Source organism: Streptomyces aculeolatus (genome assembly GCF_020400605.1).
GTDB classification, from domain to species: domain Bacteria; phylum Actinomycetota; class Actinomycetes; order Streptomycetales; family Streptomycetaceae; genus Streptomyces; species Streptomyces aculeolatus.
Genome location: NZ_JAINRD010000004.1, coordinates 183,979 through 205,000 on the forward strand (window position 1 = coordinate 183,979; position 21,022 = coordinate 205,000).

A 21,022-nucleotide genomic window follows, 5' to 3' on the forward strand; every position below is an offset into this window, starting at 1 on the left:
GAGCGTGATGGAGACTCCCGGCACCACCCCCGACCCGCCCCGGCCCACGCTGGCGTTCATCTACGACCGGCACGCCACACCGACGACCGCGGCCCTGGACGAGCGCATAGACCGCTGCCGCCGGTATGCCGTCGCGCAGGGCTGGGTGGTTGCCGGGGAGTGGGTGGACCGCGGGGATCAGGCGCTGTGCGCGTGGCGGCGGGTGCGGTGGGGGATGCTCGCCTACGCCATGCGCCAGGCCGCCGGCCCCGCGGTGTGCCTCGTGGACACGTGGGACCGCATCAGTTGGGACCGGGGGGACAGTGCGATCCTGCGCCACGCGGTCCGCCGGGCGGGCGGCCACTGCGTCACCACCGCGGGAGAGAACGACCTCGAACCGGGCCACGGGCGCGTCACCGCCGGTGCCCCGCTGTCACTGAAGGGACGACCGTGACCACTCCCCCACGCCGTACCTCCACGGCCGACCCGATCCACCTGCCCGACGTGTTCCCGCCCGTGGACGCCGCTCCGGCGCCCGGCTGCGGCAGGTGCGCCGAACTGGCGGCGGACCGGACCAGGGCCCGCGGGAAAGGCGACTTGTCGGCGGTCAGCGACGCCAACGTCCTCATTCGCCGCCATCCCCACTGAACCCCGCCTCCCGGCCACCGGGGCAGACGGCGGCCGGGAGGCGGACCCGGGGCGGGCGACGGTACTCACGACCGCCCGGGGGCGCGCGCCCCGCCCGCCGCATGGGTCCGGCGGGCGGGCGCGTACGCGTACGGGATCGGCGGAGGAATCGGGTCGTAACTCGCGGTAACACCCCCCGATTCGGCCCGAATCCGCCCTCGAGGGCCGACTTTCGCCCATCCGCACGCACCCGCCTGCCGACCCGACCGCAACCGCGCCCCCGGCCCCGCTCCGGCCTCGGTGAACCCGCGTTGTCAGCGGAGGCGCCTACCCTTGGGCGGGTGTGCGGGGATCGTGGGTCGTCCGGGATCGTCCGCCCCGTCCGCGGCGGGCGGTCGTCCGCCCCGTCCGCGGCGATGCTCCCGGCGGGGTTTCAGTCCACCAGGTCCCGGACCACCGCGTCCGCCAGCAGGCGGCCCCTCAGCGTCAGCACCAACCGCCCCGCCTCGTAAGGACCGCGCTCCAGGAGGCCGTCCCCTACCGCCCGCGACGCCGCCTCCGCCCCCGCCGGGCGCAGCAGGGACACCGGGCAGCCCGCCGACAGCCTCAGCTCCAGCAGGATCCGCTCCACCCTGCGGTCCTCCTCCGTCAGCACCTCCCGGCCCGCCGCCGGCGACCGGCCCGCCGCCAGCGCCGACGCGTACGGCGCCGGGTGCTTGACGTTCCACCACCGCACCCCGCCCACGTGGCTGTGCGCCCCCGGGCCCGCGCCCCACCAGTCCGCGCCCGTCCAGTACAGCTCGTTGTGCCGGCAGCGGGCGGCGTCCCCCGGCACCGCCCAGTTCGACACCTCGTACCAGTCCATCCCCGCCGCCGACAGCGCCTCCTCGGCGATCAGGTACCTGTCCGCGTGTTCGTCGTCGTCCGTCGGCGGCACCTCCCCCCGCCGGATCCGCCGCGCCAGCTGCGTGCCTTCCTCCACGATCAGCGCGTACGCCGACACGTGGTCGGGGCCCGCCCCCAGCGCCGCCGCCAGCGACGCCCGCCAGTCGTCGTCCGTCTCCCCCGGCGTGCCGTAGATCAGGTCCAGGTTCACGTGCTCGAACCCCGCCGCCCGCGCCTCCGCCACGCACGCCTCCGGCCGGCCCGGCGTGTGGGTACGGTCCAGCACCCGCAGCACGTGCTCCCGCGCGCTCTGCATGCCGAACGAGATCCGGTTGAACCCGGCCTCCCGCAGCTCCGCCAGATACGCCGGATCCACCGACTCCGGATTGGCCTCCGTCGTCACCTCCGCGTCCGCCGCGAGGCCGAACTCCGAGCGGATCGCGCCCAGCATCCGCCCCAGGTCCGCCGCCGGCAGCAGCGTGGGCGTACCGCCGCCGAAGAACACCGTCTCGACCTCGCGCGGGTCGTCGCCGAGCACCTTGCGGGCGAGGCGGACCTCCTCGGCGAACGTGGCCGCGTAGTCGTCGCGGGACGTGCCGCGCAGCTCTGCCGCGGTGTAGGTGTTGAAGTCGCAGTACCCGCAGCGGGTGGCGCAGTACGGGACGTGGGCGTAGAAGCCGAGGGGGCGGTCGGGCGCCCCGGCCAGTGCCTCGGCGGGCAGGGTCCCGTCCTCGGGCGCGGGCTCGCCATCGGGCAGTACGGAGGGCATACGCCCCATTGTCCCCCGCCCGGCGGAAAGCCCCGACTCCCCGGGGCCGCGACTCCCCCGGCCCCTGACGCCTGGTGCTGGTGCCCGGCCCCGGGCCTCCGCTCTCGGCTCAGCCCCGGTCCCGCCTCAGTACCCGCCCCGCTCCGTTCCCCTCGCCTGCAGCACCATCATCGCCAGGTCGTCCCGCGGCGGCACCGGCGCGAAGTCGTGCACCGCCGTCCTGATCCGCTCCGCCACCGCCGCCGCGCCCAGCCCCGTGCAGCACGACAGGGCCTCCGCCAGCCCGTCGCCGTCGTCGAACAGCCGGTCCCCGAAGCGGCGCTCCGTCACCCCGTCCGTCACGCACAGCAGCGTGTCGCCGGGCTCCAGGTCGAACGACTGGCTGTAGTACTCCGCGTCGTCCAGCACCCCGAGCAGCAGCTGCGCGTCCGCCGCCGCCCGTACCCCGCCGTCGCTGCGCAGCAGCAGCGGCAGCGGGTGGCCGGCGCTGGCCACGGTGCAGCGGACGCCGCCGCGGTCGTGCTCGTACGGCACCAGCTCCCCGTACAGCAGCGACAGGAACCGCGCCTGCTCCGGCGGCAGGCCGAACGCCGTCGCCGCCTCCACCGCCTCGAAGGCGTGCTCCACGAGCGTGCGGTTCAGGCCCGCCAGGACGTCGGCGACGCCGTAGCCCTCGCGCGCCAGCAGCCGCAGCACCGGCCGTGCCATGCCGGTGACGACCGCCGCCTCGGGGCCCTGGCCGCAGACGTCGCCGAGCGCGAAGCACCAGCGGTCGCTGCCGCTGGGGAAGAGGTCGTAGAAGTCGCCGCCCGCGGCGGCGCCCTCGGCCGGCTCGTAGACGACGGCCGTGTCCATGGCCGGCATCTCCGCGATACCGCTGGGCAGCAGGCCCCGCTGGAGCACCTCGCTGATGGTCACCTGGCGCGTGTACTGGCGGGCGGCGGAGACGGCGTGCGCGACGCGGCGGGCGAAGTCCGTGACGACGGCGACGACGTCTCCGCCGATGCGGGCGACGCCGGCACGGCCGAAGAGCAGTGTGCCGACGCGGCGGCCGCCGGCGACCAGCGGGCAGGCCAGCGCGGGGCCGCCGAGACCGTAGCCGGCGTCCCCCGGGCCGCGGGCGACGCCGCCGGTCCCGCCGGGCCAGGACACCGGTACGGGGCGGGCGTCGGGCGGCGGCAGCGGGCACTGCTCCAGGGCGCGGCGGAGCGGCGAGATCCGCTCCTCCGCGGCGTGCCAGACCTGCGCGAGGCGGGGCTCGGCGCCGGCGGTGCCTTCGAGCCAGACGGCGCTCCAGTCGGCGAGCCGCGGCACCAGGAGCTGGGTGGCAAGGGAGGCGACCATGTCCTCGTCGAACTGGCCGGCGAGCATGTCGGAGGTCTCGGCGAGGAACGAGAACGCGCCGACGCCGGCCCAGGGCCCTCCGCCGCGCAGCTCGGGGTCGGTGGCGCTGCGCGGGGTGTGCGCCGTGGCCTGGCTGGGCAGGCGGAGCGCGGCGGTGTGGGCGACGTGCAGGTCGGCCTCGTCGTCGGCGAGGTCGTGCGCGCCGCGCACGGTGTCGCCGCCGGAGCCGTCCGCGTGGTGCGGTACGCCCCGGCCGTGGGTCCCGTCGTCCGGCGCGGCGTCCCGGCCGGCGTACGCCTCGGCATCGCCGGGCTCCGACCCGGACTCCGTCCCCGACTCCGTCCCGGGCTCGGCTGCGGCCGGGTCCCCGACGGCCGTCCCGTCCCCGACCTCGCGCAGCGGGCCCATCCGGAACCAGACGGTCTTCTCACTGCGCCGGTGCTCCACGCCCCAGGCGTCGGCCAGCGCGGCGACGAGCTGCAGGCCGTAGCCGTACGACTCCTCCGGCGCCGGCAGCGGCATCACCCGGGCCGCGTGCCCGTCGGTGACCTCCACCAGCAGGGTCGGCTCCGCGGCCGGGCCGTCACCGTCGGCACCGTCGCGCGCGAGGCCGGCGGCGACGGCGTCCTCGGCGACCAGGCGGCAGCGCACCCGTACGTCGGTGCCGGCGTGCACCACGGCGTTGGTGACCAGCTCGCTGGTCAGCAGCTCGGCGTCGTCGACCTCGGGCCCGGCGCGGCCGGCGAGCAGCTCGCGTACGAACCGGCGGGCCGCCCCGGCGGCGGGCATCCCGGCGGCGAGGGTCAGCGCGACGTCGGTCACGCCCTGCGTGCCAGGGGTCTCATCTGCCGTCGCTCCGGGCGCCACGTCAGCGTTCGCTCCGGGCGCTGCGTCAGCGTTCGCTACGGGCTGCGGCGCCGCGGAGGCGGCCGTGCCGCCGTCCGCGGAAGTCGCGGGTGCCGCAGGCGCTTCAGGTGCCGCCGGCTCCTCAGCTGTCCCCTGTGCCGCCGGTGCCGCGGGCTCCGCCCGCGCCGCCGAGGCGTCCGCGCCGTCGTCCGCCGCCTCCCCCTCCGCGCCGCCCCCGCCCGTACCGCCCGGCCCGGCACCGCCGTCGCCGCGGGCCTGGCCACCGGGTGCCGGCACGTCGTCCGCACCGCCGTTGCCGTCCGCGTCGTCGGCGCCTTCCGCGCGGCCTCCGCCGTCCCCACCGTCCCCGCCGTCCGGCTCCGCGGGCTCTCTGCGTACGACCGACACCACCACGGTGGATCGACGTACGGACTGCACTGCGAAGGTCGTCCCCACTGTCCTCTCCCGGCCCATTCCCGGCATACGGGCGTTCCCCACGCAGCCAGAGTGACAGACTGAGCCCGCCCAGATGCACCAAGTGACACAACTGGTGACCGGATATGGCCCATCCGACCTCCGCCGTGCCGCCGGGATTACCCCCTCCGGCCACCCCCGCCCGGCCCTTCCCGCCGGTGCCGAGCGGCGCGGGCCATGGGCCGCCGCAGCGGCGAAAGCACAGCTCACCGCGGTGGACATGCGTGCGTACGAGACCTCGGAACCCGCCGCCGCACCCCCGGAAACACCCCGCCGCGGGCCCCGCACCCGCCGTCAACGTGATCACGCGCATCGCCCGCACGAGGGGCGTGTCCGGCGACGCCCACGCCGCCCGCACACCCCTGAACGCCCTTCGCGCACCCCGTGGCCGGCAGCGGGCGCGCGGACGCGGAAGGGGCGGCAACCGGCCACCGGCGCGAGGGACTGACGAACTCCGGCCGGGCCGCAAGCGGCCACCGGGACAGGGGACTTCCGCCCGCGCGGGCGCCGCGTGGGGCGCCGCGCGGGCTCCGTCCGGGGGAACCTCGCCTCAGGCTTCCCTGGCGCCCGCGTACATGTCCTCGATGAGGTCCTTGTACTCCTTCTCCACCACCGGCCGCTTCAGCTTCAGGCTCGGCGTCAGCTCCCCGTGCTCGACGTCGAGGTCCCGCGGCAGGATCCGGAACTTCTTGATCATCTGCCAGCGCTGCAGCCGCTCGTTGAGCTGCTTGACGTAGCCCTCGACCAGCTCCCGCGCCTCCGGCGAGGCGACCAGCTCCGCGTACGGCCGGTCCTCCAGGCCGTTCTCCTTCGCCCAGCCGGCGAGCGCCGCCTCGTCCAGGGAGATCAGCGCGGTGCAGAAGTTGCGGTCGGCGCCGATGACGAGGATCGAGCCGACGTACGGACACACGGCCTTGAACTGGCCCTCGACCTCGCTCGGCGCGATGTACTTGCCGCCGGAGGTCTTGATCAGGTCCTTCTTGCGGTCGGTGATGCGCAGGAAGCCGTCGTCGGACAGCTCGCCGATGTCGCCGGTGTGGAACCAGCCGTCGTCCTCCAGCACCTCGGCGGTCTTCTCCGGCAGGCCGTGGTAGCCCTGCATGATGCCGGGGCCGCGGAGCAGGATCTCGCCGTCGTCGGCGATCCGCACCTCGCAGCCGGGCAGCGGCTTGCCGACGGTGCCGGTGCGGTAGGTCTCCAGGCGGTTGCAGAAGCTGGCGGCGGCCGACTCGGTGAGGCCGTAGCCCTCCAGGATGGGGACACCGGCGCCGTCGAAGAAGTAGCCGATCTCGGGGGCGAGGGCCGCGGAGCCGGAGACCATGCCGCGCATCCGGCCGCCGAAGGCGGCGCGGAACTTGCCGTATACGAGCTTGTCGGCGAGGGCGTGCTTGGCCCGCAGGCCGGCGGGAGCGGTGCGCCTGCCGGTGCGGCGGTGGTTGTCCTGGGTGACGCGCGCGTACTCGCGGGCGACCTCGGCGGCCCACAGGAAGATCTTGTACTTGGCGCCGCCGCCGGCTTTCGCCTTGGCGGCCACGCCGTTGTACACCTTCTCGAAGATCCGCGGGACGCCGCACATCTGGGTGGGCCGGACGACCGGCAGGTTCTCGATGATCTTGTCGATCCGGCCGTCGACGGCCATCACGTGCCCGACCTTGATGTGCCCGGCGGTGAGCACCTTGCCGAAGACGTGCGCGAGCGGCAGCCACAGGTACTGCACGTCGTCGGGCATGACCAGCTCGATGCCCTCGATGGCGTAGCCCATGTACGACCAGGAGTCGTGCGCCAGCCGGACGCCCTTGGGCCGGCCGGTGGTGCCGGAGGTGTAGATGAGGGTGGCGAGCTGGTCGGGGCGCAGGGCACGGATGTGCTCCCGTACGGCCTCGGGGTGCTTCTCCAGGTACTCGGCGCCGCGGCGCTCCAGCTCGGCCAGCGAGAGCACCCAGCCGTCCGGGTCGCCCTCCGCGGCGACGGCGTCCGCGGCCTCGACCACGACGACGTGCTTCAGGTCCGGCAGCCCCGCCCGCATCTCGCGCGCCTTGGCGAGCTGGGCGGCGTCCTCGGCGACGAGCACGCGGCTGCCGGAGTCGGCCAGGATGTACGCGGTCTCCTCGGCGTTGGTGCTCGGGTAGACCGTCGTGTTGGCCCCGCCGGCGCAGAGGATGCCGAGGTCGGTGAGGATCCACTCCAGGCGGGTGTTGCACGCGACCGCGACCCGCTCCTCGGACTGCAGGCCGAGGTCGAGCAGCCCGGCGGCGATCGCGAAGACCCGCTCGGCGGACTGCGCCCAGGTCAGCGACCGCCACTCGTCGCCCGCGCCGGAGCCGCCGGCGGCGGGCACCGGGTACTGGAACGCCTCCCGCTCGGGGGTGGACTCGACGCGGTCAAGGAAGAGCGTGGCGACGGACGGCGGGCGGCTGTCCAGCTTCGTCTGGGATTCGGTCTCGGTCACTGCATCCTCCGGCCCTGCTCTTCGCTGGTAACTGGCGAGTAACCAGCAGATTAGAGGGTGACTGCGAGCGACGTAAGGGTCTGCAAGGCGTCGGATAGGTCTCGAAGCCGGGCCGGCGGGCGCCTGCCGCGCCGGCCCGGTCCGTACGATTCCGCTTCCCGCCCGCCACCGCCGCCGCCCGCCGCGGCTGGTCCCCCTCGGCTACTTCTTCGCCTTGCTGTCGCCGTCGTCCGAGGACAGCACGGCGATGAACGCGTCCTGCGGCACCTCCACGCTGCCGACCATCTTCATCCGCTTCTTGCCCTCCTTCTGCTTCTCCAGCAGCTTCCGCTTGCGGGAGATGTCACCGCCGTAGCACTTGGCGAGGACGTCCTTGCGGATGGCGCGGATGGTCTCGCGGGCGATGACGCGCGAGCCGATCGCCGCCTGCACCGGCACCTCGAACGCCTGCCGCGGGATCAGCTCCTTCAGCTTGGCGACGAGCCGCACGCCGTAGGCGTACGCCTTGTCCTTGTGCGTGATCGCGGAGAAGGCGTCGACCTTGTCGCCGTGCAGCAGGATGTCGACCTTGACGAGCTGGCTGCTCTGCTCGCCGGTCGGCTCGTAGTCGAGGGAGGCGTAGCCGCGGGTCTTGGACTTGAGCTGGTCGAAGAAGTCGAAGACGACCTCGGCGAGCGGCAGCGTGTAGCGGATCTCGACGCGCTCCTCGGAGAGGTAGTCCATGCCGAGCAGCGTGCCGCGGCGGTTCTGGCACAGCTCCATGACCGCGCCGATGTACTCGCTGGGGGTGAGGACCGTCGCCCGTACGACCGGCTCGTAGACCTCCTCGATCTTGCCGACCGGGAACTCGCTGGGGTTGGTGACGACGTGCTCGGTGCGGTCCTCCAGCACGACGCGGTAGATCACGTTGGGCGCGGTGGCGATCAGGTCGAGGTTGAACTCGCGCTCCAGCCGCTCCCGGATGACCTCCAGGTGCAGCAGGCCGAGGAAGCCGACGCGGAAGCCGAAGCCGAGGGCCGCGGAGGTCTCCGGCTCGTAGACCAGCGCGGCGTCGTTGAGCTGGAGCTTGTCCAGCGCGTCGCGCAGCTCGGGGTAGTCGGAGCCGTCGACCGGGTAGAGCCCGGAGAACACCATCGGCTTGGGGTCCTTGTAACCGCCGAGCGGCTCGGTGGCGCCCTTGCTGAGGCGGGTGACGGTGTCGCCGACCTTGGACTGGCGGACGTCCTTGACGCCGGTGATCAGATAGCCGACCTCGCCGACGGACAGGCCGTCGGCCGGGGTCATCTCGGGCGAGTTCGTGCCGATCTCCAGCAGCTCGTGCTGGGCACCGGTCGACATCATCTTGATCCGCTCGCGCCTGCCGAGCGTGCCGTCGACGACCTTCACGTACGTCACCACGCCGCGGTACGAGTCGTAGACCGAGTCGAAGATCATCGCGCGGGCGGGCGCGTCCTTGACCCCCACCGGCGCCGGCACCTGCCGGACCACCTCGTCGAGCAGCTGCTCGACGCCCTCGCCGGTCTTCGCCGAGACCCGCAGCACGTCGGCGGGGTCGCAGCCGATGAGCCCGGCCAGCTCGGCGGCGAACTTCTCCGGCTGCGCGGCGGGCAGGTCGATCTTGTTCAGGACCGGGATGATCGTGAGGTCGTTCTCCATCGCGAGGTAGAGGTTCGCGAGGGTCTGCGCCTCGATGCCCTGGGCGGCGTCCACCAGCAGCACGCAGCCCTCGCAGGCGGCGAGGGAGCGGGAGACCTCGTACGTGAAGTCGACGTGCCCGGGGGTGTCGATCATGTTGAGGATGTGCGCCCCGCCGCTGCTCCCGCCGTCCGTGGGCGACCACGGCATGCGCACGGCCTGGGACTTGATCGTGATGCCGCGCTCGCGCTCGATGTCCATACGGTCGAGGTACTGCTCGCGCATCTGGCGCGTGTCGACGACTCCGGTGATCTGGAGCATGCGGTCGGCCAGCGTCGACTTGCCGTGGTCGATGTGCGCGATGATGCAGAAATTGCGGATCAGCGCGGGCTCGGTACGGCTGGGCTGCGGCACGGTGGTTTCGGTCGCGGGCACCTAGGGGTCCTGTCGGGAGGGAGGGGCGTGTCTGCACTCGTCGCCCCCATGGTCCCATGCGCGCGGGGCCGGGGACGGTTTGGGCGGCCGTCCTGGCTGCTGGTAGCCTGAGCCACTGTGTCTGGACCCGGTGAGGTCCGGCAGTTCAGGTCCTCAAGGACGATCTTCGAACATCTTCAAGAGGCAGCTACGTGGCGAACATCAAGTCCCAGATCAAGCGGATCAAGACCAACGAGAAGGCCCGGCTGCGCAACAAGGCCGTGAAGTCGGAGCTGCGCACCGCGATCCGCCGTACCCGTGAGGCCGTCGAGGCCGGGGACGCCGGCAAGGCCGTGGAGGCGCAGCGCGCCGCCGCCCGCAAGCTGGACAAGGCCGTCAGCAAGGGCGTCATCCACAAGAACCAGGCGGCCAACAAGAAGGCCGCGCTGGCCAAGCGCGTCCAGGCCCTCCAGGGCTGACAGCAGCCCCGGAAGACTCCGCGACGACGGCCGGGCCCTCTACCCCGGCTCGCGGACAGACTTCGTAGTACGCCACGCTACGCCGATGCCCCCGGACCCACTCCGGGGGCATCGCTGTGTCCGGGGCCGCGGCGCTGCCGCCGGTGCGGGTGCAGAGAGTCCATCAACGGGGGCGAAGGAGTCCATTTCCGGTTCGGTCCGCGCGTAGCACGGTCCTTGTCAGGGTCATGTCCGCCGCCCGGCCGGGCGGCGGCCGGCAGCCCCCCACACCGAAGCGAGGACTCCACATGTCTCTACTCGTGAACCTGCGCAGATGCGCCACGGCCGCCGCGGCGGCAGCGCTGGTCCTCGGCGCGCCCCACGTGGCGGCCGCGAGCGTCGGCGGCGGGAACGCCCTGGTCGCCTGGTCCATCGACGGGGTCCCGGAGGACGGGCTGACCAACATCACCTTCCCCGTCACGGTGAACCCCGCGACAGCCCACAAGGCCGGGATCTACTTCGCCCAGCAGTACAGCTTCGCCGACGGCATGGGGTACACGGGCCTCCAGCCCCGGGAGGACCAGAACGGCTCCGAGCGGCTCTCCGCCCGCTTCTCCACCTTCACCGCCGGCGCCACCACCTCCGACCCGCTCTGCCACGAGGGCGCGGACGGCGGGCCGGGGGTCACGTGCGCGGTGGACTTCGACGCCGTGTACGGACACCGGTACGACATCAAGGTCGCGCAGACCGGGACCACCACCTGGGCCGGCACGGCGACGGACACGGTCACCGGCGAGGCCGTGCACCTGGGCGAGTGGACGCTGCCTGCGGGCTCCGGCAGGCTCCAGGGCTCCCAGGTGGGGTTCGTGGAGTACTACGCCGGCATCCCGAGCTGCGCCGAGATGCCCCGGTCCGACGTCGTCTTCGGCGGCCCCACCTCGACCGACGCGGGCGGCCTGAGCGGCACGACCCGGGGCAGGTACGAGTACAGCGACTGCGTCGGCGAGTCCGGCTACGAGGCGGTGGACGACGGCGCGGGCACCCACGTCACGCGCGGCTTCGTCTCCTGACCCTCAGCCGCCGAAGGCGTCGCCCTCGTAGCGGAAGCGGAGCGACGGGGTGTTGTAGTAGTTCGCCGTCGTGCCGATGTCCGGGGCGTGCGGCTTGCCTTCGGCGGCCCCGTGCCACTGGTCGAGGCCCAGGAAGTGCGAGGCCGAGCCCCACTGCGCAAAGACGACGGCGTCCGTCCCCTCGCGGTAGTACGTCCAGCGCGCCGTCTCCGCGGACGACCCGCAGGCGGCACGCCGCTGCCGTACGGGGGCGCCGTCGGCCTCGGTGCCGGTGTGGGTGAGGCACATGCCCGTCGCGTGGTTGCGGAGCCGCACCTCCTGGCCCGGCCGGTCGACCAGCAGCTCCCACTGCTGGCTCCGGCCGCCGTCGCACACGGCCTCGTACGGCTCCGCGCCCTCGGCCGCGGAGATGTCCATGCAGCGGCCGGTGGCGAGGATCGGCAGCCCGGTGCGCTCGTCGGCGGCCGGCTCCCAGGACGGCGGCGCGGTCGCCTTCGCCGGCGGGGCGGTGCTCGGCGGCGTGGTGCCGGCCGGCGGCGAAGTACGGGCCGGCGGAGCCGGGTCGGCGCGGACGCTGCGCTCCGGGGCGGGCTCGGGGGCCGGGGTGGACGGCGCGGCGGTGCGGGACGGGTGCGGCACGGGTCCCGGGGCCACGTCGCGGTCCGGGAAGAACGTGTGGGCACCGAGCGAGACGACGAGCACCGAGGCGCCGACGACGCCCGCCTTGACGGCCGCGCCCAGCCCGGCGGAGGCACCCAGCCCGGCGGACGCGCCGGCCGCGGCGCCGCCGCCGGCCGCGGTCGCCGCTGCGGGCTTCGCACCGTACGACGTCCCGGCCCACAGCAGGACGCCCAGCGGGAGTACGGCCCGCAGGGAGCCGTTGAGTTCGCGCAGCTCCATGCCGGCGCGGCGGCAGCGGGAGCAGCGGGCCAGGTGGCGCTGCAGCCCCCGGTGCACCCGCCCGCGCCGCCCGGCCCGGCGTATCGAGGCGGCCAGCAGCCCGGAGTAGTGGCGGCACTCCTCCGGCGCCGTCCCGTCCGCAGCGTGCACCGCCATGTACGCCTCCCGCAGCCCCTCGCGGGCCCGCGCCGTGAGCGAGGTGACACCGCTCGGGCTGAGCCCGAGCAGCGGCGCGATGCGGTCCGGCGGCTCGCCCTCGACGGCCGAGTGCCACAGCGCGGTCTGCCACCGCTCGGGGAGGCTGCGGAAGGCGCGCAGCACCAGTTCGGCGTCCTCCCGGCGCAGCACCTGCTCCTCGCTGCTCTCCTGGGTCAGCCAGGCTTCGAAGTCCGGTGCGAGGCGGGTGCGGCGGTCGGTACGGGACCACGCGGCGGCGGTGCGGCGCACGGTCGTCAGCAGGTACGGCCGCCAGGCGCCGTCCGGGCCGCGGCCGCCGCGCACGGCGCGCAGCGTGCGGGCGAACGCCTCCGAGGCCAGGTCCTCCGCGGTGTACGAGTCGCGGGTGCAGCTGCGCGCGTACGCCAGCACCGGGCCGCGGTGCCGCCGGTAGATCTCGTCGAGCGCCGCCTCGGCGGCGGGGGGCGAGCCGGTGCGGATGACGAAGGCGAGGTCGGCATCGCTGCCCGCGGCACCGGCGGCGGCACCGGCGGTGCTGTCATGCATGGCGGTCATGGCTGGTCATTCCGTGGCTGGGCGGCAGGGGAAAACGTGTCCCACTCAGAGCGGCCACGGCCGCACGGTCCCGCGACTTGACGAGTTCTTTACTCGACGGGGACGGTCGTACCGCAGGAGACGCGCGGGGCGGGGCGCAGGGACAGCGGGGCAACCGGCCCCGGTGCAGCGCGGTGCACCGGGGCCGGTTGCGGTCAGGCGGTCAGGCGGGGCCGGTCACGTGAGGGCCCACTTCTGGTTGGCGCCTCCGTGGCAGTCCCAGACGATCAACGGGGTGCCGTCGGCCGAGCTGCCGCCCTCGGCGTCGAGGCACTTGCCGCGGTTGCGGACCGTGCCGTCCGGCTCCACCGACCAGTCCTGGTTGGCGCCGCCGTTGCACTCCCAGAGCTGGACCTTCGTGCCATCCTCCGTGGCCTGCTTGTCGACGTCCAGGCACTTGCCGAGGGAGCGCAGCGTGCCGTCGACAGCGGCCCACTTCTGGTTGGCGTCGCCGTTGCACCCCCACAGCTGGACCTTGGTCCCGTTGTCCGTGCTCCGGCCCTCCACGTCGGCGCACTTGCCGCCGATGCCGACGATCTGCTTGCCGGTGGCGCCGGTGCCTCCGCCGACACCCGGGCCCTCGAAGGTCATCGAGTCGATGTCGTACGAGTTGTCGGCGGACGTCCTGAAGACCATGAACATCTCGGTGGTCCCGTCCGGCCCGGTGACGTCCACCGCCGGCGTGCTCGCGTAGTCGTCCCAGCCGCCGGTGCCCTCGACCGGCACGGACGCGATGAGCGGACCGTCGGGTGCGCCGTCGCGCAGTTCGACGGTGCCGCCGCCGGACGGCGAGGACAGCCGCAGCGACACCTTGTCGATGCCGGTGAAGTTCACCGGCGCGTACGAGACCCAGTCGTTGTCGCTGATGTCGCCGATCCGCGCGCCGGACTCGGCGCCGCCCTGGGAGACGATCCGCACGCCGGACTGCTCACCGAAGAACTCGGCCTGCTTGTGCTTGGGCTGGAGCACCGCCTTCGCGCTGCCGGTCAGCGCCGGCACGCCGTCGGCTCCGCCGTCCGTGTAGGTCGAGGCCACGACGTAGGAGACGTCGAGGCCGGCGTGGGCCGAGTCGGTCGCCGGGGTGATCGTGCCCGAGCAGCCGGTGACCGCGTCGGTGTCGTGGGCGTGGTCGTCATGTCCCAGCGAGGGCACGGTCCTGACCTTGCCGCAGTCGATCGTGCCGTCCTCGGGATCGGTGACCTTCACCGTGTACGGGATGGGCTCGCCCCACTCGAACATGCCGCCGTCCGGAATCGACAGCTCCACCTTCGGCGCGGTGTTGCCGGAGGTCACCGTCACGTTCGCCGTGCCGGTCTTGCCGCCGGCGTCGGTCACCTTGAGGGACACGTTGAACTGGCCGTTCTTCTCGTACGTGTGCGTGGGGTTCGCCTCCGTCGAGGTGGCGCCGTCGCCGAACGTCCACTGGTAGGTGAGGCCGGTGCCCTCCGGATCGCTCGACCCCTCACTGGAGAACGTCACCTGAAGCGGGCCGGGTCCGGAGGACGGGGTCGCCGCGGCCTTGGCGATCGGCCGCTTGTCGCCGGTGGTGTAGTCGATGCGGTACAGGCCCGAGTCCGGGTTGTCGCGGCCGAAGCCGGAGCCCCACTCCAGCAGGTACATCGCCCCGTCCGGGCCGAACTTCATGTCCATGGGCGACTTGAAGCTCATGTCCGACAGCAGGTCGTTGATCTTCAGCAGCTTCCCGTCGTCGTCCAGCCGGAACTCGTGCAGCCTGTTGCGCGACCACTCACCGAAGAACGGGGTGTCGTCGAAGTACTCGGGGAACTTCGTCTCCGACGGGTTGTCCGGGTCGTACTTGTACACGGGGAACGCCGCCGGCGCCTCGCCGCCGCCGCCCATCTCGGGGAACTTGTTGCCGTTGGCGCCGTTGCCGTACCAGACGTCGGCCTTCTTCGCGGCCGGCAGGTCGGTCAGGCCGGTGTTGTTCGGCGAGTCGTTGACCGGGGCGTCGCAGTCGAACTTCGGCCCGGACTCCCCGGTGGCGAAGTCGTAGTCGTTGTACGGGATGTTGTCGCCGACGCAGTACGGCCAGCCGTAGAACCCCGGTTCCTCGACCACGTTCCACTCCACGGTCGCCGCCGGGCCCCGGTCGGGGTCGTCACCGCCGGCGTCCGCGCCGTAGTCGGCGGCGTAGAGCGTGCCGTCCTCGGGGTCGACGGAGAAGCGGAACGGGTTGCGGAAGCCCATCGCGTAGATCTCGGGCTTCGTCTTCGCCGTCCCGGCCGGGAACATGTTGCCGTCGGGGACGCTGTAGGTGCCGTCGTCCTCCGGGTGGATGCGCAGGATCTTGCCGCGCAGGTCGTTGGTGTTGGCCGAGGTCGCCTGGACGTCGTTGTTCGCGTTGCGCTCGTCGATCGGCGCGTACCCGTCGGACCGGAAGGGCTCGATGTCGTCGCCGGTGCCGATGTAGAGATCCTTGTTCGGCCCGAAGGTGAGGTAACCCCCGGTGTGCCCCGGCTCCGGGGACTGCCGCGACGACGGCACCTTCATCAGCACCTTCTCGCTGGACATGTCCAGCGAGTCGCCACTCACGGTGAACCGGGACACCCGCGCGATGTCCTCGTTCCCGCCGGCGGGCGAGTACATCAGATAGATCCAGTTGTTGGCGGCGAAGTCCGGGTCGAGAGCCAGCCCGGTCAGGCCGTCCTCACCGCCCGTGTAGACATCGACGGTGCCCGCGGTCGACACCTGGCCCGTGTCCGGCTTGTGGACCTTCACCTTGCCGCCGTACTCGGCGTAGAAGACGCGGCCGTCGTCGGCGACGTCGAGGGAGGAGGGCCCGACGGTGCTCTCGTCCAGCGGTACCTTCTCGTAGTCGGACCAGGTCGTCGGCCCGCAGTCCGCTTCGGCCGCGCCGCCCGCCGATTCCACGCCGCCCGCTATGTGGTCGCGGAACGCGGCCTCGCCGTACGCGGCTGCGTCGTGGCCCATCGCGGTGGCCCAGACCCTGCCGCCCTCGGCGTCGCGGCACCAGGAGATCGGGTGGTCGGCGCCCATGGCCTCGCTGCCCGGGTCGTACGTCGTCTCGTCGGCGGTGACCAGAACGTGCACGTCACCGCGCGGGTTGGCGTCGAAGTTGTACCACTCCTCCGTGCGCACCCAGCGGTCCGGCAGGTCCCTGGTCGACGGGTGGACGCGGTCGGCGACCTTCGCGGTGGCCTCCTGCCCGCCTGCCGCGTGGGCGGGCATGCTCGCGCCGCCGTTGACCAGTTCGTCCCACCACGGGAACTCGTTCTCGATCCCCATGTCGAGGGTGTTGTGGATGGCCACGACGCCGCCGCCGTTGTTCACGTACGTCCGCATCGCCTGGCGCTGGGCGTCGTCCTCCCACACCATGCCGGACGTCTGGAGCATCACCACCGCGTCGTACCCGGCGAGTTGCTCGTCGTTGAAGACCGAGGAGTCCTCGCTCTTCGTCAGCTCCCACTCGCGTTCGGCGGCCAGCTCCTCGAACATCTTGATGCCCGCAGGGATCGAGTCGTGCCGGTACGCGCCGGCTGCCGTCTTGCTGAACACCAGCACGTGGAGGCCCTCCTCGTGAGCGGCGGCCGGCGCGGCCAGCCCGCCCGTGAGGAGGACCGCGCAGAGCAGGGCCAGTAGTAGTCGCATGGGTCGTCGTCTCATGGCGGCTCCTTGGTTCCTGGTCGTCGGAGACCGCGGGCACGAGCGGACCCGTGGTCGGCGGGCGCCGGCTGGTCGGGGCCGGCTGCTCGTACCTGCGGCGGCGGAGCGGATAGCAGAGGTTCACCGTCCGGAAAGCAGGGTTTCGACCCGGCTTTGGACCGTCAAGAGTGAAATCGCAGGCGGTACATGGATTCTTTTCGCCGACTTCTGCCGAGTGTCAAACAAACCACCTGGGTTGCCCATCGAAGTCATCCCACCGGCGGCTGCCGCGCCGGCCCCTCCGCCGCGTAAAGGCTTGGCAAAACGACGAGACCCGCACGCCGTTGCCCGGCTCACCCCTCCGTGACCGGGCCGCGCAACGGCATGCGGCGCGGCGCGGCACCACACCGAGACGGAACCGACCTGGAGAGGCATGGAGACACAGGCACACCCCCCACCGGACGCACACTGGGCCGCGGGCCGGCAGCACGGCGACCACTGGCAGCACACGTTCCCCCGCCCCGCCGCCGCGCAGCGGCCGGCCCTGGCCTGTACGGCGGTGGGGATGCGGCCCCTGCACCTGCCCCAGGCGCCACGTGTCTTCGACCACCACGTCGCGCTCGTCGTCCTCACCGGCTCCGGCTGGCTCTCCTGGGGCGGGCGCGAACCCGTCGACGTGGTCGCCCCCGTGCTGCTGCGGCTCCCGCCCGGGACGGAGCACAGCTACGGGCCGCGTACGGCGGACTGGTCGGAGTGCTACGCCGGCTTCACGGGGACGGCCCTGGCCGCCCACGGGGAGAACGGGCACCCCGACGACATCGTCACCCGGCTCTCCTCGGCCGGGCCCGTCCGCCGCGCCGTCCGCAAGCTCGCGACGGTGTGCGACGAGACCGAACCGCACTTCGCCTCGTTCGCGGCGGTCGGCCTCCAGGAGTACCTCGCCACCCTGCGCCGCGGCCGGGCCGGCCCGGGGCGGCATGTCCCCACGGTGCTCGAACGGTTCGCCGAAGCCGCCGTGCTGCCGATCTCCGTGCCCGAGCACTCCCGCAGGCTCGCCCTCCCCCGCGACGATCTGCGCGACGCGGTCGGGCGCGCGGTCGGCTGCAGCCCCAAGGAGTTCATCCTGACCACCCGCCTGAACCTGGCGAAGGACCTGCTGGCGACCACCGGCCTCACCGTCGCGGCGGTCGCCCGCCGCGTCGGCTACCCCGACCAGGGGTACTTCACCCGGCTGTTCACCAAGCGGGTCGGGACACCGCCGAGTTCGTTCCGCCTGCGCCATGCCCGGCCCTCCTGACACGTCCCGGCCACGGTGCGGGCGCGGGTGTCCGGGTGCGGGTGTTCGCGGGCGGGTGCCGGTGCCGGGCGGAACGCCCGGCCGGATGCGTCAGCGGGGGCGGGCGGCGGTGGCGATGGCCACCACCGCCTTTTCCAGGGCGTAGGCCGGGTCGTCGGAGCCGCCCTTGACGTCCGCGTCGGCCCGGGCCACCGCGCGCAGGGCCGTGGCCACGCCGTCCGCGGTCCAGCCGCGCATCTGCTGGCGGACCCGGTCCACCTTCCACGGCGGCATGCCCAGCTCGCGGGCCAGGTCCGCGGGGCGCATGCCGCGGGGGGCCGAGGCGAGGCGGCCGATGGAGCGGACGCCCTGGGCGAGGGCGCTGGTGAGCAGGACGGGGGCCACGCCCGTGCTCAGGGCCCAGCGCAGGGCCTCCAGGGCCTCCGCCGTACGGCCCTCGACGGCGCGGTCGGCGACCTCGAAGCCGGAGGTCTCGGCCCGGCCGGTGTAGTAGCGCGCGACGACGGCGTCGTCGATCGTGCCCTCCACGTCGGCCGCGAGTTGCGCGCAGGCGCTGGCCATCTCCCGCAGGTCGGATCCGATGGCGTCCACCAGCGCCTGGCAGGCGGACGGCGTCGCGGTCCGGCCCACGGCGCGGAACTCGGCCTTCACGAAGGCCAGCCGGTCCGCGGGGCGGGTCACCTTCGCGCAGTCGACCACCCGGGCGCCGGCCTTGCGTGCGGCGTCCAGCAGGCCCTTGCCCTTGGCGCCGCCGGCGTGCGCGAGCACCAGCGTGATCTCGTCGGCGGGGGCGGCCACGTACGCCTTGACGTCCTTCACCGCGTCGGCGCCGAGGTCCTGCGCGCCGCGTACGACCACGACCTTGCGCTCGGCGAAGAGCGAGGGGCTGGTCAGCTCGGCGAGCGTGCCGGGCTGGAGGGCGTCGTGGGTCAGCTCGCGCACGTCGGTGTCGGGGTCGGCGGCGCGGGCCGCGGCCACGACCTCCTGCACGGCGCGGTCGACCAGCAGGTCCTCCTGGCCCACGGCGAGCGTGACCGGGGTGAGCGGGTCGCCGCCGCTGCCTGCGCCCTTGCTGGTCCTGGGGTTCCGGGTCGTCGCTGCCATCGCCGTACAGCATCCCACGCCGGTACGACACCGCCGGCGGCCGCGGGCACAATGGCGGCGTGAGCGACCTGACGTACGTACTCGTGCTGCCCGACCGCGACGCCGCCCAGGAGGTGGCGGGGCTGGCCGTGGAGCGCTTCGGCCTGACCGGGGAGCCGCAGCTGATCCGCGACGCCCTGGCCGGCGAGGACGACGCGGAGGACGCGCAGTGGCTCGTCGTCGTCGAGGACGCGCGGGAGGCCCTGGCGGCGGAGCTGGAGGAGCTGGCGGAGTCGTACGACGGGTGGCTGGAGGGGTCCGCGACGCTGCCGGACGGCCCGGCGGGGTAGGGCCTGCCGTTTGGGATCCTGCCGGGCCCGGGCGAATACGCCGCCCCGGGTGCGGCACGAGGGCGAGAAGTCCGATTTGTCCCAAAAATAGCCTGTTTATCCTTATTCCTCCCCCAATGGGTGATCACAGCGCGTCTTCGCGGCTCACGGCACGGACATCGACAAGACTGCCCAGGCTTCCGGCGGTCGGAAGCGTCCTGTTCACATCGCAAGATGGAGGAATCCATGAAGAACCTCGCACGTGCCGCGGCCACCGTGGGCGCGATCATCGGCATCGCCGCGATGGCTGCCCCGGCGGCCTCCGCGGCCTCGACGACTCCGGAGCCCACCCCGGCGACCGCCGAGGCGACGGCTCCGGAGGCCACCCCGGAGACCTCCGGGGCGACGGCTCCGGAGGCCACCCCGGAGACCTCCGAGGCGACGGCTCCGGAGACCACCCCGGCGACGGCTCCGGAGGCCGCCCCGGCCTCGGACGCTCCCGCAGCCGCCCCGACGGCTCCGCAGGCCACCCCGCACCACCAGAAGGCGAAGCCCGACCACATCACGATCTACTACTTCGAGGGCGACGCGCTGCTGGCGCAGGAGTACGGCCCGGGTGACCAGGCCAACTACCTGACCAAGGACTCCAAGCACGTCAGCCAGCCCGCGCAGAACGAGGTCATCAAGACCGGCGACATCAAGCCGGCGGTCGTGGGCAAGCACAACAACGTGCCCATCGAGGTCGAGGGCTCCGAGCAGGACCAGGGCGAGGCTGCCTGACGCTGAGCAGCCCCTCCCGGTGTCCGCGTGCCGTCGGGCACTGGGACCGCTCCGCGCCTGTCCCGACCAGGTCGTGCATGGTTGGCGGTGGGGCACGCCGAGACCTTGATCGCTGATCGGTATTCGTCGACCGCGTACACCTCCGCCATGGCGCCACGCACGACCTGTCGGCCCTGATGGTTCGGCATCGATCGCGCAATCATGACGCATGCGATCGGTGAACTACGGCCCCCGCTCGCCGAGCGGGGGCCGCACTCCGTGTCCTGGACGTGGTCGAGGGCAATCCGGCAGAACAGGCAGCGTTACGCCGCCGCCACCACCTGGATGTCCAGTTCGATCTGGATGCTGGAGCCCACGACGGCGATGCCGCGCGCGAGCATGTGCTGCCAGTTGAGCGTGAAGTCCTCGCGGTGCAGCTCGACGGTGGCCCGGCAGGCGGCGCGCAGCTCGCCCTCCATGCCGTAGCCGGTGCCGAGGTAGCGGGTGTCCAGTGTGACGGTGCGGTTGACGCCGTGGATGGAGAGCGCGCCCGTGACGGCCCAGCGGGCGCCGCCGCGGTGCAGGAAGCGGTCGCTGGCGAACTCGATGGCCGGGTAGCGCTGGACGTCGAGGAAGTCCGCGGAGCGCAGGTGGTCGTCGCGCATCTTGATGTTGGTGTCGATGCTGGCCGCCTCGATGGCGACACGCATCGCGGAGTCCTCCATGCGCTCGCCGACGCGCAGGGCGCCGTTGAAGGCGTTGAACCGGCCGCGTACGCGCGCCATGCCGATGTGCTGCGCGACGAACGCGATGGTGGTGTGCGCCGGGTCGATCTCCCAGTCGCCGGGCGGCGGGAGCTGCGGGAGCGGGGAGGGGCTGAGCGTGAGGTCGCCGAGGGAGTGGTGGGCGCCTTCGGCGACCTCGACCTCGCCGCGGTACGGGGTGAAGCCCTCGGCGTTGACCGAGAGGCGGTAGCCGCCGGCGGGGACCGCGACGACGAAGGTGCCGAACGGATCGCTCTCCCCGCTGACCACTCTGCGCCCGGCGGCGTCGGCGAGTACGACCTCGGCCTGCGGCAGCGGCTGCTCGACGGGGTCGAGCACGCGGCAGCTCAGGACCCCCGCGTGCGCGGGAACCTGCAGGCCGACCAGGCCGGCGCCGCGCCGGGTCGCCGTGGCCGAGGATCTGCGTCGGAGACGTCCGATCATGAAGCATCCACCCCCGTGGAATTTCAGTAGCTCGGGCATTCATTCGAGCACTGGTGTTGCTTTCTATGCAAACCGGGGGTTCCCCGCCGGGTTGTGGCGGC

Annotated in this window: 15 protein-coding genes; 7 read left to right on the plus strand and 8 right to left on the minus strand. The window is 73.1% G+C overall.

The features are described 5' to 3' along the window. Nucleotides 1-7: 7 nt before the first annotated feature. Together LG396_RS09500 and LG396_RS09505 are read left to right on the plus strand one after the other, a co-directional pair. A complete protein-coding gene (locus LG396_RS09500; protein ID WP_225794389.1) occupies nt 8-433 on the plus strand; it encodes a recombinase family protein in 426 nt (141 codons plus the stop codon). After that, complete coding sequence (locus LG396_RS09505) at nt 430-627, plus strand: hypothetical protein (RefSeq protein WP_225794390.1); 198 nt, start codon at nt 430-432, stop codon at nt 625-627. The genes LG396_RS09500 and LG396_RS09505 overlap by 4 nt, the downstream gene beginning before the upstream one ends. Nucleotides 628-1,039: 412 nt before the next feature. On the opposite strand, the gene hemW is transcribed toward LG396_RS09505, so the two are convergent. From hemW to lepA, 4 genes are all read right to left on the minus strand, one after another. Further along, nucleotides 1,040-2,260, minus strand: a complete 1,221-nt coding sequence (hemW, locus tag LG396_RS09510; RefSeq protein WP_225794391.1) for a radical SAM family heme chaperone HemW — start codon at nt 2,258-2,260, stop codon at nt 1,040-1,042. A gap of 126 nt (nt 2,261-2,386) precedes the next feature. After that, complete coding sequence (locus LG396_RS09515) at nt 2,387-4,471, minus strand: SpoIIE family protein phosphatase (RefSeq protein WP_443729176.1); 2,085 nt, start codon at nt 4,469-4,471, stop codon at nt 2,387-2,389. A 1,003-nt stretch (nt 4,472-5,474) separates the two neighbouring features. Next, nucleotides 5,475-7,373: an AMP-dependent synthetase/ligase gene (locus LG396_RS09520; RefSeq protein ID WP_225794392.1), complete on the minus strand. Its 1,899-nt coding sequence runs from the start codon at nt 7,371-7,373 to the stop codon at nt 5,475-5,477. Between the two features lie 201 nt (nt 7,374-7,574). Further along, nucleotides 7,575-9,443, minus strand: a complete 1,869-nt coding sequence (gene lepA, locus LG396_RS09525; RefSeq protein WP_225794393.1) for a translation elongation factor 4 — start codon at nt 9,441-9,443, stop codon at nt 7,575-7,577. A 191-nt stretch (nt 9,444-9,634) separates the two neighbouring features. Between lepA and rpsT the strand changes: the two genes are divergently transcribed. Both rpsT and LG396_RS09535 read left to right on the plus strand, forming a co-directional pair. Continuing rightward, complete coding sequence (gene rpsT, locus LG396_RS09530) at nt 9,635-9,901, plus strand: 30S ribosomal protein S20 (RefSeq protein WP_027741963.1); 267 nt, start codon at nt 9,635-9,637, stop codon at nt 9,899-9,901. 287 nt (nt 9,902-10,188) lie between these two features. Then, nucleotides 10,189-10,950, plus strand: coding sequence for a hypothetical protein (locus LG396_RS09535; protein ID WP_225794394.1), 762 nt, complete (start codon nt 10,189-10,191; stop codon nt 10,948-10,950). A gap of 3 nt (nt 10,951-10,953) precedes the next feature. On the opposite strand, the gene LG396_RS09540 is transcribed toward LG396_RS09535, so the two are convergent. Both LG396_RS09540 and LG396_RS09545 read right to left on the minus strand, forming a co-directional pair. Then, nucleotides 10,954-12,582: a sigma-70 family RNA polymerase sigma factor gene (locus tag LG396_RS09540; protein WP_225794395.1), complete on the minus strand. Its 1,629-nt coding sequence runs from the start codon at nt 12,580-12,582 to the stop codon at nt 10,954-10,956. A gap of 216 nt (nt 12,583-12,798) precedes the next feature. Continuing rightward, nucleotides 12,799-16,266, minus strand: a complete 3,468-nt coding sequence (locus LG396_RS09545) for a ThuA domain-containing protein (RefSeq protein WP_225794396.1) — start codon at nt 16,264-16,266, stop codon at nt 12,799-12,801. A gap of 412 nt (nt 16,267-16,678) precedes the next feature. Between LG396_RS09545 and LG396_RS09550 the strand changes: the two genes are divergently transcribed. Beyond that, nucleotides 16,679-17,542, plus strand: coding sequence for a helix-turn-helix transcriptional regulator (locus LG396_RS09550; protein ID WP_225794397.1), 864 nt, complete (start codon nt 16,679-16,681; stop codon nt 17,540-17,542). Between the two features lie 90 nt (nt 17,543-17,632). Here the strand turns inward: LG396_RS09550 and holA are convergent, their stop codons facing one another. Then, nucleotides 17,633-18,646 (minus strand): DNA polymerase III subunit delta, encoded by a 1,014-nt coding sequence (gene holA, locus LG396_RS09555; protein ID WP_018834325.1) that lies wholly within the window; start codon nt 18,644-18,646, stop codon nt 17,633-17,635. A gap of 59 nt (nt 18,647-18,705) precedes the next feature. On the opposite strand from holA, the gene LG396_RS09560 reads away from it, so the two are divergent. Both LG396_RS09560 and LG396_RS09565 read left to right on the plus strand, forming a co-directional pair. Continuing rightward, on the plus strand, nt 18,706-18,975 hold the full coding sequence (locus LG396_RS09560) for a hypothetical protein (RefSeq protein ID WP_027741958.1): 270 nt from the start codon (nt 18,706-18,708) through the stop codon (nt 18,973-18,975). A 225-nt stretch (nt 18,976-19,200) separates the two neighbouring features. Further along, nucleotides 19,201-19,734 carry a hypothetical protein gene (locus LG396_RS09565; RefSeq protein WP_225794398.1) on the plus strand — a complete coding sequence of 178 codons (534 nt, stop codon included), beginning with the start codon at nt 19,201-19,203 and terminating at the stop codon, nt 19,732-19,734. A gap of 302 nt (nt 19,735-20,036) precedes the next feature. Here the strand turns inward: LG396_RS09565 and LG396_RS09570 are convergent, their stop codons facing one another. Further along, nucleotides 20,037-20,921 carry a YceI family protein gene (locus tag LG396_RS09570; RefSeq protein ID WP_037752577.1) on the minus strand — a complete coding sequence of 295 codons (885 nt, stop codon included), beginning with the start codon at nt 20,919-20,921 and terminating at the stop codon, nt 20,037-20,039. Between the last annotated feature and the right edge of the window lie 101 nt (nt 20,922-21,022).